Here is a 15345-nt window from a genome sequence, read left to right on the forward strand (position 1 = left end):
TGGTCGGACGGAAACCCGCCCCTACCTGCGGGCGACGGCGCGAACCTTCGCCGTTGCCGGAGACCATGCCCGTGGCCCACGAGGAATCCCCGATGGGACGACCGGCCCTGCGCCCGGCGGTGATGCTGGGGGCGCTCGGCATCGTCTACGGGGATATCGGCACGTCTCCCCTCTACGCCTTCAAGGAGGCGGTCCGTGCCGCGAGTGCCGGGGCGCCCCCGACCCCGATCGCGGTGACGGGGGCCGTCTCGCTGATCCTGTGGTCGCTGATCCTCATCGTGTCGATCAAGTACGCGGTGCTGATCCTGCGCGCCGACAATCGCGGCGAGGGCGGCATCGTCGCCATGCTGGCGCTGCTCGGAGCCCGGAACGCCAAGCCCGGCTCATGGGCTGGTGTGCTCCTGGTGGTCGGCCTCATCGGCGCGGCGCTGCTCTACGGCGACGGCGCGATCACGCCCGCGATCTCGGTGCTCAGCGCGGTGGAGGGCCTCAAGGTCGAGGCGCCGGCCCTGTCGCGCTTCGTCGTGCCGATCACGGTTCTGATCCTGGTCGGCCTGTTCCTGGTCCAGAGCCGGGGCGTGGCCTTCATCGGCCGCATCTTCGGGCCGGTGATGCTCGTGTGGTTTGTCGTGCTGGCGCTGCTGGGTCTGGGGGGCATCTGGCACGCGCCGCAGATTCTGGCCGCGCTCAACCCGTTGAAGGCCGTCGAGTTCCTGACGCATGCGGGCTGGCACGTCAGCTTCGCCATGCTGGGTGCCGCCTTCCTGGCCGTCACCGGCGGCGAGGCGATGTATGCCGATCTCGGGCATTTCGGAGCCGGCCCGATCCGCGCCTCCTGGTTCGGCCTCGTTCTGCCGGCCCTCGTGATCCATTATTTCGGGCAGGGTGCGCTCCTGCTCGTCGAGCCCGACGCCATCGAGAACCCGTTCTATCGTCTGAGCCCGGACTGGGCGCATTACCCGCTGATCGGCCTCGCGACCCTGGCGACCGTGATCGCCTCGCAATCGATCATCTCGGGGGCCTTCTCGCTGACCCAGCAATCGATCCAGCTCGGCTTCCTGCCGCCGATGCGGGTGGTCCACACCGCCCGGCTCGAGCGCGGGCAGATCTACGTACCGATGGTGAACTGGCTGCTGGCCGCCGCCACCCTGAGCGCTGTCCTGATCTTCGGCTCGTCGGATGCGCTCGCCGGGGCCTACGGCATCGCGGTGGCCTCCCTGATGGCGATCACCACGCTGCTGGCCGCTCTCGTCGCCCTGAAATGGGGCTACAACCCCGTGGCGGTCCTGGCGGTGAACGGGTTCTTCCTCGCCATCGACCTTGTGTTCCTCGGCGCCAACAGCGTGAAGCTGTTCGAGGGCGGCTGGTTTCCCCTCATGCTGGCCGGGCTCGTGGCGTTCCTGATGCTGACCTGGCGCAAGGGCAACCAGCTCGTCGAGGCCGCGCGGGTCGCGCTGCGCCAGCCCGAGGCCGAGTTCCTGGAACAGCTCCGGCGCGACCCGCCGATCGTGCTGCCGGGCAATGCCGCCTTCCTGTCCTCGGCCACAAGCGCCATCCCGCTGCATCTGTCCCGCTTCGTCGCCCGCAGTCACGCCCTGCACAAGCGCGTCCTCATCGTCACCGCCCGTTACGAGGAGGAGCCTACGGTGGCCCGCGACCGGCGCGCCGAGGTCATCGCGATCACGCCCGACATCACCCGGGTGATCCTGCGCTACGGCTTCATGGAGGACGCCTCGGTTCCCGACGGCCTGCGCTGCGCGGTCGAGTCGAAGCGCCTGCCGCCCGAGTGTCTCGACGACCTGACGATCTTCATCGGCCACGAGACCATCATCCCGAAGAGCGACCAGCGCGGCATGGCGACCTGGCGCGAGGAAATCTATGCCTTCCTGCTGCGCAACGCCGAGCGCACGGGGGCGCATTTCTGCGTGCCGACCCGCCAACTCGTGGAGGTCGGCACCGAGATCGAAATCTGAGTGGCGTTCGGCTGAGCCCAGCGGCGCGGGGTATCAACTCTGCGTCGGGACTTGCTGCATGCCCTTGCGGGCCTCAGGCGGTGTGTCGCACAAGGGGGCGACCAACCCGACCGTGCCGAACCCGAGAAGCGTATCGTTGCGATGACCGAGCCGGCGAAGACCGCCCTGGCGGAGACCGATCTGGCAAGTGCGGATTCAGCGGGTATGGATTCGGCAGGTGCGGATCTGGCGCCCAAGGCCCTGGCGTTCCGGCTGCGGCAGCAGGCGATTCTCTCCGATTTCGGCGTGGAAGCCCTGCGCGCCACGGAATTGCTGCCGCTGCTCCAGCGCGCCACCGAACTCTGCGCCGAGGGGATGGAGGCGCAGTTCTGCAAGGCCCTGGAATACAAGCCGCATCAGGATTGCCTCCTCGTCTGCGCCGGAATCGGCTGGGCGGCGGATGCGGTCGGCACCACCATCATCGGGGCGGATCTCGCCTCGCCCGCGGGCTACGCCCTCAAGACGGGCCGTCCCGTGATCTCGAACCACCTCGAGAACGAAACCCGCTTCCGCACTCCGAAGCTGATGGCCGACCACGGCATCCGCCGGGCCATCAACGTGCTGATCGCCAACCGCGACGGCAATTACGGTGTGCTGGAGGTGGACGACACCCGCGAGGGCCAGTTCGAGGAGGCGGACATCGCCTTCATGCAGGGCTTCGCCAACCTCGTCGGCGGTGCCATCGAGCGCCAGCGGGCCGAGGCGCGGCTGAAGGCGGCCCTGGAGCGGCAGGAGCTGCTGTCCCGCGAGATGAGCCACCGGGTCAAGAACAGCCTCGCGGTGGTGGCAGGTTTCCTCGGGCTCCAGGCCCGCGGCTCCGACAATGCCGACGTGAAGAACGCCCTGGCCGATGCCCGGACCCGTGTCGAGGCGGTAGCCCAGGTCCACGATCAGCTCTGGCGCCAGCCGAGCCTGGAGGCGATCGACGTCGCGGGCTTCCTCGAAGCGCTCTGCGCCAAGCTGCAGGAGAGCGCTCCGCGCCATCGCCTGGTCTGTCGCGCCGCCCGGGTCAACATTCCCGCCGATCTCGCGATCCCGCTCGGGCTCTTCGTCAATGAGCTCGTCACCAACGCGATCAAGTATGCCTACCCGGATGGCGAGGGCGAGATTCGGGTAGAGGCCCGGCCCGACGCAGCAGGGACCCTGATCCTCGCCGTCGAGGACGACGGCGCCGGGCTGCCGGAGGGGTTCGATCCGGCGGCCGCGCGCAGCGCCAGCCTCGGCATGCGCATCGTCAACAGTCTGGCCCGCCAGCTGGGCGGCACCCTCGCGGTCGCCCCCGACGTGCAGGGCGCGCATTTCTCCCTCCGGATGGCGCCCCTGGCCTGAGCTTGCCGCGGGAAATCGGTCTCGGGTTTCAGGTCTCGGCCCTGGGCGTCGCGTTCAGCTCGGCCCAGTCGAACTCCTCCTCCAGCACATAATAGGCGTCGTCGCCGATCTCGCCGGTGCGGCGCAGGGCCAGAACCCGGTCGCGGGCGGCCTCGATGGCGCGGCGTCGGGCGGCATCGGCCGGCAGGGCTTCGGCGGCGAAGCCCGTATCGCGCGCCTCGGCCTGCTCCAGGGCGATGCGGAACTCCTCGCACAGAGCCCGCGAGGGCGCATCCTCCGCATCCTCCAGGGTCTTCAGGGCGGCCCGGAAAGCCTCCGTGCGGCCGTGCCCGACCTCGCGGCCGACGGGATCGTTGTCCTCGAGCCCGAGGCGGCTGAGCAGGAGCCGCAGGGTCAGGCCCTGGATCGTCAAGGTGCCGATGATCACGCAGAAGGCGGTCAGCACGATGAGGTCACGATAGGGGAAGGCCGGCGCGCCCTCGGGCAGGGCCAGCGCCGTCGCGATGGTGACGATGCCGCGCATGCCCGCCCAGGACACGGCGATTCCGGCCGAGAGGCCGCGGTCCCGGGTCTCTGCCTCATCGGCACCGAGACGGGCGAGATGGGCCGCTGGCAGGACCCAGGCCAGGCGGACAACCACAACCGTGAGGAACACCGCCGCACCGACCAGGGCATAGGAGATCTGCTGCGCCCGGGTCAGGCGTTCGAGGATCGGCCCGATCTGCAGTCCGATCAGCACGAAGGCGAGGACGTTGAGCACGAACACGGCCGTGTCCCAGACCGCGTACGAGACGATGCGGGTGCGCGGCGGGGTGCGGCCGGGCGCGATCCGGGCGGCCGTGATCGCGAAGGTGACCACCGTGAGCACGCCGGAGAGATGGAAGGCCTCCGCGCCCATCCAGATCGCGAAGGCGGCCACGAATTGCAGCACGATGATGCTCGGCGTGTCGGCAACCGGGCGCATGGCGGCACTGTAGATCAGCGCCAGCACCGGGCCGATGACGAGGCTGCCGAGGATCTCGCCGATGAGGATCGGCACCGTCTCCGTCAGCGAGAAGCTGCCGGTGACGGCCGCCATGACGCCGAGCCGGTAGATCAGCAGCGAGCCGGCGTCGTTGAGCAGGCTCTCGCCGCGCAGGATCGTGGTGAGGCGGTGCGGCAGGGAGACCTGGCGCAGCACCGAGAGAGCCGCCACCGCGTCCGGCGGCGCCACCACCGCGCCGAGCACGATGCAGGCGGCCCAGGGCATGTCGGGCACGAGCCCCTTCACCACCACGGCCACGGCCGCCGTCGTCGCCACCACGGCTCCGAAGGCGAGGCCGGCGATCGGTCGCCAGTGGGTGCGCAGGTCCCGGACCGACGTGTCGTAGCCGGCATCCAGCAGGACCGGAGCGAGGAACAGGGCCAAAGCCAGTTCCGGATCGAGCACGAGGTTCGGCACCGCCGGAACGAAGGCGAGGCCGATCCCGCCGAGTGCCAGGAACACCGGGTAGGGGGCACCCAGCCGGCGGGCGAGGCCCGCCAGGAGCACGGCGCCGAACAGGACGCCGACGATCCACTCGAAAATCATCATACTGTGGGGAACACATCATCACGGCGCCGGGATCACGCATCCGGGCGCGAAAACGTCACGCGCGGCTCAGCCCTGCGCGAGGACCACCGCCAGATCCGGCTTGTGGTTCAGGGTCTGGAACACGACGCAGTAGCGCTCGGTCAGCTTGAGCAACTGGTCGAGTTTGTCCTGGGGGGCGTCGGTGTCGAGGGCGAAGGCGAGCCGAATCGCCCGGAAGCCCACGGGCGCCTCCCGGTCGACCCCCAGGGTGCCGCGGAAGTCGAGGTCGCCCTCGGCGCTGACGGTGCCGGATCGAAGCTCCACGCCGATCGCGGTGGCCACCGCCTTCAGGGTGACGCCGGCGCAGGCCACCAGCGCCTCCAGCAGCATGTCCCCGGAGCAGAGTTCCGCGCCGGAACCGCCGGTGGCCGGGTGCAGGCCCGCCACCGCGAGGGCGCGTCCGGTCTCGACCTTGCAGGCGATCGACGTATCGTCGAGGCTGCCGCGGGCGCGCAGGGTGACGACGGCGGAACCGGGGGCGTTGCGGTAGCGGTCCTTGATCGGGGCCTGGAGCGAGCGCAGGGTATCGGCGTCCATGGGCGTATCCTCTCTCCCGTCCGGTGTTTCTCCCGTCCGGTGTTGGTTCCGTCCCGGATGCGCGTCGGGCTCCGGGGTTCTTCTTCTCCGGGGATAGGTAGGGCGCGCGTTGCGGCGCGGCGAATGCAGCGGTGCCCGAACGAACCTCGCTCGCGCGGGCGGGATGCCCTATCTCAGGGGCGCTGGCGGGTGTCCGCACCCCCGGCCCGACCCTGTCAGGAGAGTTCATGCGTCGTTCCAGCGTGAGTGCAGAAGCCGTGATGGCGCGCGTCGCGAGTCCCGGTCTCGCGGCCGGCCTTGTCCTGTTCGCCACTGCGGCGGGGGCCGCCTCGCCGATCACCCTCGCCAATCACCGCGCCGTCTACGATCTGTCGCTCGCCGAGAGCAGCGGCACCCGGGCGGTGGAGAGCGCGCGCGGGCGCATCGTCATCGAATTCACCGGTGATGCCTGCAAGGGCTACACGATGCAGACCCGGCAGGTGACGGTGCTGGAGAGCGGCGAGACCGGCAGCCGGACCTCCGATCTGCGCAACACCACCTTCGAGAGCGGGGATGGCCGCAGCTACCGCTTCAAGACCAGCACGGTGCTCAACGGGACACCGGGCCAGACCGTGGATGGCACCGCTGAATCGACGCCTGACAACCTGAAGGTGAAGCTCAAGGACCCCAAGCGCGACCAGTTCCAGGACTCCGGCGAGGTCCTGTTTCCCACGTTGCACATGCGCCGTCTGATCCAGGCCGGGCGCGACGGGCAGACCACCGTCTCGGTCAAGGTCTTCGACGGCTCCGATGATGGGCGCAAGGTCTACGACACCCTCGCGGTCATCGGCCGACCGGGTCCGGCCCCGGCGGCCACCGACAAGGCGGCGGAGCGCGACAAGCCGCTCAAGGACGGTCCCATGGCAGCCCTGCCCCACTGGCCCGTGACCCTGAGCTATTATGTTCCGGGCCAGGGCGAGCGCACGCCGATCTACGTCCTCAACTTCGATCTCTACGAGAACGGCGTCAGTGGCGCGCTGCGCCTCAACTATGGCGAGTTCGCCGTGGTCGGAGACTTGACGCGCCTCGACACCCTGCCGTCCAGCACCGATTGCCAGCGCTGAGGCGGGGCGGATCGTCCGGTAGAGCCCGTCTCCAGGGTGCGGGCCAACGCTTGCGGAGCAAGGCTCGTAGGCGAAGGGTCGCGGGTCGCCTGCTCTTGCACCGGTTCGCGCTTGGCCCGCGGGGCTGCCGCGACGGGCCTGATTTCCTCTGCAAGAAACCGTTATTCGGTCAAATTCTCAGCGTTGCCGTAAAGGTTTATCGGATGGCGGGTGCCTTAGTGATCCTGCAACCGCAGGACGGTCATGGGCGAAGCCATCACATCATCATCGACACGTCTGATCCTGCCCGCCCTCTGTTGGAACCGTCAGCGCTCGGATTTTTACGCGGTCACGGCCGACGTGTCGGTGCTCGGCCTGCGTTTTCGCTCCTCGGTCGTGCCGGATCCGGGTGAAACCCTGTCGTGCAGCATTCGCCACGCGGGCTCCCTCGAAGCCCAGGTCATCGAATGCGGCAAGGAGCACTTCGTCACCCGGGTGCTCCGGGCCGAAGCGCCGCTTCCGGTCATCGTCCGACGGCTCCTCGAACTCGCCGCCGACCAGAACGGTGACGACGTGCCCCAGCGCGCGCATCCGCGCTTCGTGCCCGATCATCCGGACATCCTCGTGACCATGGCCTGCGGTACGCAGATCCCCGGTCGCCTGATCAACGTCTCCGCTTCGGGCGCTGCCGTAAGGATCGACGTTCCCTTGGAGCCGGGCACGCAGATCACGCTCGGCCGGACGCCTGCGACGGTCGCCCGCTGCTTCGGGGAGGGCATCGGTGCGGCGTTCCTGCAGCCGCTGCCGGCAGCGGAACTCGGCCCCCATATCCTGCTGTGAGCGAGGATGGTCCTGGCTGGGATTGTCGAAGGCCTCTGTGCTGAACCAAAACAGTTCTCATCTAAGACGGGCACCATTATGGACCAGAGAGGGTGGGTCCTGGTCTTTGTTGGTGCAATCTAGGCCTTGTCAAAGCCCGGACTGTAATTAAGCTTTTATCAAATGATGGGGAATAGCCTTCGGTCTCGCCTTCCAGTTGGAGGCCGGACGATGTGATGTGCGGACGAAGCACGCATCCGAAGGCCGCCGACCTCCGTTCGGACAGCCCGATCCGGTAAGCCTTCGCTGCCGGCGGATCGCCGAAGACCGTGAGTCTGATGCCACGCGCGCCTGACCCTTTTCGCGCCGGACCCGTCCTGTCCACCGCACCGCTTGCGGCCTCCGCCGGCGGTCCGCGTTTGCCGGATGTGGCCCGGGGACGCTCGGTGAGCGATCGTATCCGATCCCCGGCCCCTGCCGGCGCGGAGCCGGCAGTGAGGCCCACCGTGTTCCGGCGGACGACCGGTCTGACGAATCGCTACGATCTGGAGGCGCGGGCCGGCCATCTCGACGAGGTGCTGCAATTCGCACCCTATCTCGCCCTGACCCATACGGTGATCGCCGGCGCGGTCCTGGTGCTCTTCTGGAGTGAGGCTCATCGGATCTACCTGACGACCCTGTTCTTCAGCGTCGTCCTCACCGTCACCCTCGCGACGATCGCAGCGTGGCGTTATCGCCCGCAGCGTCTCAAAGTGGCCGACATCGTCGCCGGACATCGGATCGCCGTCCTGTTCGCGCTGATTCTCGGGCTGTCCTGGGGCAGCATGCCGCTGGCCCTCTTCCCGGCTCCGGGCACCACCGACCGGGTCTTCATGGTGGCTCTCTGCGCCGGCCTGATGGCCACCACCTATACCTTCGGCTCGCTGCCCCACCTCGGCCTCGTCTATTGCGTGCCGCTCGCCTTGGGGAGTCTCGGAGCCCTGATCCTGGACGGAGCCGCGTCCAGCTGGTGGCTGGCAATGCTGATGGGGATCTATTCGGTCTTTGTCGCCTTCACCGCCGGGCGGATGGGCCGCCTCTCCGAACAGCGGATCATCGATCGCGTCCGGGTCAGCGAGCAGAACGAGACGATCAGTCTGTTGCTGCATGATTTCGAGGCGAACACCAGCGACTGGCTCTGGGAGACCGACGCCGAGGACCGGCTTCAGCACGTGTCCGACCGCATCGGCGAAGTGGCCGGGGAGCCGCCGCAACTCCTGCGGGAAACGCCGCTGGAGGCCCTGTTCCTCGGCGTGCGTGATCCACGCCCGATGACTCAGGAGATCGCCGATGTTCTCACCCTCGTGGCCGAGCGCAAAGCGTTCCGCGAGCGCGTGGTCGAGGTCACGATCGGGGGCCTGACGCGCTGGTGGCGCATCAGCGGCCGTCCCATCCTCGACGACGGCGACACCTTCCTGGGATTTCGGGGCGTCGGCTCGGACGTTACGGATACGCATCAGTCGGAAGCACGCATCGCCTACCTGGCGAGCTATGATCCACTCACGGGCCTTGCCAACCGGACCCTGTTCCAGGACATGGCGGCGCAACTTTGTGCCCGCGCGCGCACCACAGGCGAAGCCTGTGCGCTGCTCTATGTTGATCTCGACGGCTTCAAGTTCGTCAACGACACCTTCGGCCATGTCCTCGGCGATACCCTGCTCGCCCAGGTGGCGCAGCGCCTGATCGGGACGGTCCCGCCCGGAGCGCAGGTCTCACGGCTCGGGGGCGACGAGTTCGCTATCCTCCTCGCCGGCGTGGACGAGGATGCCCTGATTACCCTGGCGAAGCGAATCATCGGGGCGCTGAGCATGCCGTATACCCTCAATGGCGTTCAGGTGGAGATCGGTGCCAGCGTCGGTCTCGCCCAGGCGCCGCGCGATGCGCACAATCCGGAGGGACTGCTCAGCAAGGCCGATCTTGCGCTCTATCGCGCCAAGGTCACGGGGTGGGGCAATGTCTGCGTGTTCTCGACCGACCTGGAAGCCTCGATGCGCCGGCGGCACGAGATCGAGGTGGATCTCAAGCGCGCGGTGGCTCAAGGCGAGTTCACCCTGCACTACCAGCCGCTCGTCAGCCTCGATGACGGCCGGATTCACACCTTCGAGGCCTTGCTGCGCTGGACGCGCAGCTCCGGCGAGTCGGTATCGCCGGCCGATTTTCTTCCCATCGCCGAAGCCTCGGGCCTGATCAGTCAGATCGGCCGCTGGGTTCTGATGCAGGCCTGCCGGGAGGCTGCTCACTGGCCGGAGGACATCCGGCTCGCGGTCAACCTCTCGCCGATCCAGTTCCGGAACGGCGACCTCATCGCGGAGGTGAGACAGGCGCTCGAAGCGAGCGGGTTGCCGCCGAAGCGCCTGGAGATCGAGGTTACCGAGTCCGTGTTCTTCGAGATGAACGCAACCACCATCGCCAATCTGAACGCCCTGCGCGCCCTCGATATCCGCGTGGCGCTCGACGATTTCGGCACCGGCTACTCGTCGTTGAGCTATCTGATCCGGTTCCCCGTCGACAAGATCAAGATCGATCGCTCCTTCATCAAGGACATGGACAGCCGGCCCGAATGTCTGGCGATCATCGAAGCGATCCTGGCGCTTGCGCGCAAGCTCTCGATCACCGTCACCGCCGAGGGGGTCGAGACGGCGGAGCAGGCGCAGATGCTGAAGGCGAGCGGCTGCGACGACATCCAGGGCTTCCTTTTCAGTCCCGCCCGGCCGGCGGCCGAAATCCCGCACCTCATCACCGCCCTGCCGATGCGGTTCTGCGAGGTCTTCCCGCGCCTTCCGGTGCCGTTCCAGCGTGCCGTCGCGTGACGGGCACTCGCTTGAGCCGCGCCTATCTCCGCACGGCGTCGGCGACGGCCTCGGCCGTCCGCATGCCCTCGGCATAGGCGCCTCCCGCCGTGCCCCATTGCAGGCGCGACAGAGCCTCGCCGGCGAACCACACCCGGTCGGCCACGGGCGCCTGCAGCAGCGCCCGTGCGCCGGCATGGCCCGGCGGCACCACCGCCCAGGAGCCGCGCGCCCAGGGATCGTGACGCCACTCGCTCACGGCCGGGATGGTCAGGTCGTGCAGGGCGCGAGCGCCGAAATGCGCCATCAAGGTCGCGCGCACCAGCCTGCGGACGCCATCCGGCCCGGCCCGGCGCGCGTCGAGGGCGGCGGCCATGGGCGCGTCGAGTTCGAAGAAGTGGAACGGCGTGCCGTCGATGCGGGTGAGAAGGCCTGGACTGGCCTCGCGTCCGCCGACAAGGGATGCGAGCCGGTCCGCCCCCCGGAACGGACAGGACGGCCAGTGCAGCACCGCGTGCTCGTAGATGCCGGTGGTGAAGCCCGCGATCGCGTTCGCGACCTCCGGAGGGAGTGCCGGGGTGAAGAGCGGGGCCGCCCGCAGCACCATGGTGGGAATCGTGACGATGACGGCCTTCGCCGTGACGGGCCCGGACCCCGTCTCCACCCGCACGCCCGGGCCGGACCAGTCGATGCCAGTCACCGGTGTCTCCAGGGCGACCGGCAGCCCGTTCGCAAGGCGGGCGAGATAGCCGCCGTAGCCGCCGGCGATGAAGTGGTTGTCGCCGTACTCCATGCTGGGGAAGTCCTGGAGCGAGACGCGGCTCAGCGCTTGTCCGGAGACGAGGCCGTGGACCCGCTCCACCCGCCGGCCCCAGGGCCCGAGCCCGGGCGGCAGGGCGGTGGCGGCCGGCCGGTCCGGCTCCTGCCAGGCGGCCTGGGTGCTCATGGCCCGGTCGGCCACCGCGAAGGCCCGGCCGAGCGCCGCTGCCTCGGCCGGGCGCCCGCGTCGGCGCCCGACCCAGAGATGGCTCGCCTGCGCGGCCACCCGCAGGGGCTCGCCCCGTGCGGTCCCGAGCTGCACCAGCGGGTTGATCGGTCCCGCATGCAGCCAGTGCCCTCCGAGATCGACCGCGTGCCCCCGCAGCGGCACGGTGAGCAGCCGGCCGCCGACCCGGTCTCGCGCCTCCAGCACCGCCACCGAAACCCCGCGCGCCAGCAGGCTCCGGGCCGCCGCGACGCCGGCGGCTCCCGCGCCGATGACGATCACCTCCGGGTCCTGTGGCAGGGGCGCCAGGCGCGGGGCGAGGCTCGGGCGGCGACCTTCATGCGCGGGGCGTGACGTCCTCATGGATGACGGTCTCGTTCCTGTCTCGGCGATGCGCGAGGGCCTACCAGAGGACGCGGCGGCGGGACACTGCGCGGTTCGCTCCTGCGTGGCGCGCCCTTGCGTCGAGGGGCGTCGATCGCCAGAACCGGGCGGAGACGGCGCGCGCGGGGGCGACGCAGCCCGGACCAGACCAACCTGACGGACACGAGACCACAGGATATCCCGGCATGCTCTTCCGCGCCGCCCTCGCCGCCATCCGGCAGGTGTTCTCACCCCCCTTACGCGCGATCCTGTGGAAGTCTCTCGGGCTCACCCTGGGCATCCTCGTCCTGGTCTGGTTCGGGCTGACGCGGGCGATCAACTGGTTCCTGTCGCAGCACCACCTCTCGGTGGATTATCCCTTCCTCGACACCCTGGCGGTGTTCTTTGCCGGGGCGGGGCTGTTCGTGGGCCTCGCCTACATCATGCCGGCGGTCTCGATCCTGGTGGCGGGCTACTTCCTCGACGACGCGGCCGAGATCGTCGAGCGCACGGACTTCCCCGCCGACCCGCCCGGGATCGCCCTGCCGCTCGGGACCGCGATGCTCTACGCCCTGCGCTTCGCCGGTCTCGCCCTGTTGGTGAACCTCGTGGCGCTGATCCTGTTCTTCGTGCCCGGCGTCAATCTCGTGGCGTTCTTCGGCGCCAACGCCTACCTGCTATCGCGCGAGTATTTCGAGCTGGCCGCCGGGCGCTTCCGGCCAATGACGGAGGCCGGAGCCATGCGCCGGCACTACGGCGGCACCACGCTCCTGGCCGGCGCGCTGCTCGCCGGCCTCATGGTGGTGCCGGTGCTCAACCTGCTCACGCCGCTCTTCGGCATCGCCCTGATGGTGCATGTTCACAAGGGTTTGAGCCGGCGCATGCCGCTGGCCGGTCCGCAGGTCCAGCCTCGCCTGCGCTGAGGTTTCACGGCCGGACAGTTTTGGTTTTTCCAGGCAAACCCCGCAGGACAAGCCTCCCAGGAACAGTCGCGTAGGGCCAGCCCTGCGAAAACACCCCGAGGCGAAATTCACCGGGCGATCTCCCGTCCGCGATGGAAGTGTTCTAGATACGCTGCAACAGGCTAAGGACCGGCGCCGGTCCGTTGCCCCGTTTACGGGTGCGGCACGGCGCGCAGGGGCCGCTTTTCGAGACCTAGAGAGCGATGACCGGCTTCGAGACCCTTCCCCTGACCCGCCCCGCCTCGCAGCTCGTCACCGTGTTCGGCGGATCGGGCTTCCTCGGGCGCCACGTGGTGCGGGCGCTCGCCAAGCGCGGCTACCGTATCCGGGTGGCCGTGCGCCGGCCCGATCTCGCCCTGTTCCTGCAGCCGCTCGGCAAGGTCGGCCAGATCGTCGCCGTCCAGGCCAATCTGCGTTACCCCGAGTCGATCGCCCGGGCGGTCCACGGGGCCGATATCGTCGTCAACCTCGTGGGCATCCTGCAGGAGACCGGCAAGCAGAGCTTTTCGCAGTTGCAGGCGGAAGGAGCGGGCGAGATCGCCCGGGCGGCCGCGGCCGTCGGTGCGCCCCTGGTCCACGTCTCGGCCATCGGCGCCGACGCGCATTCGTCCTCGCACTATGCCCGCACCAAGGCTCTCGGCGAGGCCAAGGTGGCCGAGGCCGGTGGTCCCTTCGTGATCCTGCGGCCCTCCCTGGTGTTCGGGCCCGGCGACAGCTTCTTCAACCGCTTCGCCTCGCTGGCCCGGGCGCTGCCGGTGCTGCCCCTGGCCGGGGCCGAGTCCCGCTTCCAGCCCGTCTACGTGGCCGACGTCGCGGAAGCCGTGACCCGGGCCGTCGAGGGCCACGTGCCCGCCGGCAAGGTCTACGAACTCGGCGGCCCCGAGGTCGAGACCCTGGAATCGCTGGTGCGCTACATGCTCAAGGTCACGCTGCGCAAGCGGGTGGTTCTCGGCCTGCCGCAGCCGGCCGCGATGCTCCAGGCCCGCGCTCTCGAGGTAGTCGACACCCTGACCCTCGGCCTCTTGCCGGACAGTCTCAAGCTCACCCGCGACCAGGTCATTCTGCTCCAGAGCGACAACGTCGTGTCGGACGCCGCCAAGGTCGAGGGCCGCACCCTGGAGGGCATCGGCCTCCAGCCCACCGCCATGGAGGCGGTGGTGCCGGGCTACCTCTGGCGCTTCCGCAAGGCCGGCCAGTTCGCCAAGGTGCAGGAGTTCGAGAGCGCCATCCCCGAGACCCTGACGCCCAAGCCCTTCGTGCCGCGCAGCGGCAGCGGCCCGGCTCTGGGACCGGATTCGAACGCGCCGAGCCGGATGGGCGTGAGATGGGGCACCCGGGGCTGAGGCTTTCGCCCGCCGCCGGAGTCCTCAGGGCCGGCGAAATGGTCTAGAGGGCGCCTCATGACTCACGCCACCTCGCCCCAGGCCGACACGCTCCCAGCCGGCGCACCCCTCGTGCGCTTCGCGCCATCCCCCACCGGCTACCTGCATATCGGCAACGCCCGGCCGGCCCTGCTCAACGCCCTGTTCGCGCGGGCGCGGCACGGCCGCTTCCTGCTGCGGCTCGACGACACTGACCGGGAGCGCTCGACGCAAGACTTCGCCGACGCCGTGGCCGAGGATCTCGCCTGGCTCGGGATCGTGCCCGACCTGTTCGCGAGGCAATCCGACCGGGTCGCGATCCACGACGCGGCCGCCGAACGCCTGAAGGCGTTGGGCCGGCTCTATCCCTGCTACGAGACGCAGGAAGAGCTGGAACGCCGGCGCCGGCGCCAGCTCGGGCGTGGCCAGCCGCCGATCTACGACCGGGCCGCCCTCTCTCTCTCGGAGGCCGAGCGCGCCGCCCTGGAGGCAGAGGGGCGCACGCCGCACTGGCGCTTCAAACTCGATGCCCGCACCGTGGCCTGGGACGATCTCGTGCGCGGCCCCGCCCATGTCGATTGCGCCTCGCTCTCCGATCCGGTGCTGATCCGCGCCGACGGCAGCTACCTCTACACCCTGCCCTCCGTGGTCGACGATGCAGAGATGGGCGTCACCCACGTGATCCGGGGTGAGGACCACGTCACCAACACGGGCGTGCAGGTGCAGATCTTCGAGGCTTTGGGCAGCGCGATCCCGATTTTCGGGCACCACAACCTGCTGACCACGGCGGACGGGGAGGGGCTCTCCAAGCGCCTCGGCCATCTCTCGCTGCGCGGCCTGCGCGCGGCCGGCTACGAGCCCGGCGCCGTGCGCTCGCTGGCAGTGCTCACCGGATCGGCCGAATCGGTCCGTGCCGTGGCGAGCCTCGACGAGCTTGCCGGGTTGGTGGACCTCGCCCAGATCTCGCGGGCGCCGGCGAAGTTCGATCCGCATGAACTCGACGGGCTCAACGCCCGCCTCGTCCATGCCATGCCCTACACGGAGGTGGCCGACCGGCTCGCGGATCTCGGTATCCCGACGGAGCGCGCCGAAGCATTCTGGGAGGCGGTGCAGCCGAACCTGGCCAAGGTCTCGGAGGCGGGCGACTGGTGGCGCGTGGTCGCCGGCCCGGTCGCTCCCGTCATCGCCGACCCGGCCTTCATCGGGGCCGCCGCCGCGCTGCTGCCGGACGAGCCCTGGAACGGGGAGACCTGGAAGGCCTGGACGGGGGCGGTGAAGGCGACCACGGGGGCCAAGGGCAAGGCGCTGTTCATGCCGCTGCGCCTCGCGATCACCGGGCTGGAGCACGGGCCGGATCTCGCCGGCCTGTTGCCGCTGATCGGACGGGACGCGGTGGCGCGGCGTCTCTCGGGCGAGGGGTGATCGGGCGCGCCTCTGCGGCGCACGCAAACCCGC

The 15345-nt window shown here is 69.4% G+C and carries 11 protein-coding genes; 8 read left to right on the forward strand and 3 right to left on the reverse strand.

The window, feature by feature from the left end; translation table 11 throughout:
• Positions 1-65 precede the first annotated feature (65 nt).
• Together ASF60_RS17760 and ASF60_RS17765 are read left to right on the forward strand one after the other, a co-directional pair.
• Complete coding sequence (locus tag ASF60_RS17760) at positions 66-1973, forward strand: potassium transporter Kup (protein ID WP_056188140.1); 1908 nt, start codon at positions 66-68, stop codon at positions 1971-1973.
• A 204-nt stretch (positions 1974-2177) separates the two neighbouring features.
• Positions 2178-3341, forward strand: a complete 1164-nt coding sequence (locus tag ASF60_RS17765) for a sensor histidine kinase (protein WP_056188143.1) — start codon at positions 2178-2180, stop codon at positions 3339-3341.
• Between the two features lie 28 nt (positions 3342-3369).
• Here the strand turns inward: ASF60_RS17765 and ASF60_RS17770 are convergent, their stop codons facing one another.
• Both ASF60_RS17770 and ASF60_RS17775 read right to left on the reverse strand, forming a co-directional pair.
• Positions 3370-4914, reverse strand: a complete 1545-nt coding sequence (locus tag ASF60_RS17770; RefSeq protein ID WP_056187902.1) for a cation:proton antiporter — start codon at positions 4912-4914, stop codon at positions 3370-3372.
• A 66-nt stretch (positions 4915-4980) separates the two neighbouring features.
• The gene (locus ASF60_RS17775; RefSeq protein ID WP_056187905.1) at positions 4981-5490 is read right to left on the reverse strand and encodes an OsmC family protein; all 510 of its coding nucleotides are present in this window, start codon (positions 5488-5490) and stop codon (positions 4981-4983) included.
• Positions 5491-5750: 260 nt separating this feature from the next.
• Here ASF60_RS17775 and ASF60_RS17780 point away from each other — a divergent pair, with 260 nt between their 5' ends.
• The 3 genes from ASF60_RS17780 to ASF60_RS17790 all read left to right on the forward strand — a co-directional run bounded on the left by ASF60_RS17780 (position 5751) and on the right by ASF60_RS17790 (position 10240).
• The gene (locus ASF60_RS17780) at positions 5751-6593 is read left to right on the forward strand and encodes a cell envelope integrity EipB family protein (protein ID WP_056188147.1); all 843 of its coding nucleotides are present in this window, start codon (positions 5751-5753) and stop codon (positions 6591-6593) included.
• 243 nt (positions 6594-6836) lie between these two features.
• Positions 6837-7412 carry a PilZ domain-containing protein gene (locus ASF60_RS17785; protein ID WP_056187908.1) on the forward strand — a complete coding sequence of 192 codons (576 nt, stop codon included), beginning with the start codon at positions 6837-6839 and terminating at the stop codon, positions 7410-7412.
• 473 nt (positions 7413-7885) lie between these two features.
• Complete coding sequence (locus ASF60_RS17790) at positions 7886-10240, forward strand: EAL domain-containing protein (protein ID WP_156634231.1); 2355 nt, start codon at positions 7886-7888, stop codon at positions 10238-10240.
• Positions 10241-10262: 22 nt separating this feature from the next.
• Here ASF60_RS17790 and ASF60_RS17795 read toward each other — a convergent pair whose 3' ends face one another.
• The gene (locus tag ASF60_RS17795) at positions 10263-11567 is read right to left on the reverse strand and encodes a flavin monoamine oxidase family protein (protein ID WP_056187915.1); all 1305 of its coding nucleotides are present in this window, start codon (positions 11565-11567) and stop codon (positions 10263-10265) included.
• 206 nt (positions 11568-11773) lie between these two features.
• Between ASF60_RS17795 and ASF60_RS17800 the strand changes: the two genes are divergently transcribed.
• The 3 genes from ASF60_RS17800 (at position 11774) to gltX (ending at position 15312) form a co-directional block, all read left to right on the forward strand.
• The gene (locus ASF60_RS17800; RefSeq protein ID WP_056187918.1) at positions 11774-12490 is read left to right on the forward strand and encodes a sulfate transporter family protein; all 717 of its coding nucleotides are present in this window, start codon (positions 11774-11776) and stop codon (positions 12488-12490) included.
• 242 nt (positions 12491-12732) lie between these two features.
• Positions 12733-13872 carry a complex I NDUFA9 subunit family protein gene (locus ASF60_RS17805; RefSeq protein WP_056187921.1) on the forward strand — a complete coding sequence of 380 codons (1140 nt, stop codon included), beginning with the start codon at positions 12733-12735 and terminating at the stop codon, positions 13870-13872.
• 57 nt (positions 13873-13929) lie between these two features.
• Entirely contained in the window at positions 13930-15312 is a 1383-nt protein-coding gene (gene gltX / locus ASF60_RS17810) for a glutamate--tRNA ligase (RefSeq protein WP_056187923.1), read from the forward strand.
• Positions 15313-15345: the final 33 nt, after the last annotated feature.

Origin of the sequence: Methylobacterium sp. Leaf113 (genome assembly GCF_001423325.1) — a bacterium.
Taxonomy (GTDB): Bacteria; Pseudomonadota; Alphaproteobacteria; order Rhizobiales; family Beijerinckiaceae; genus Methylobacterium.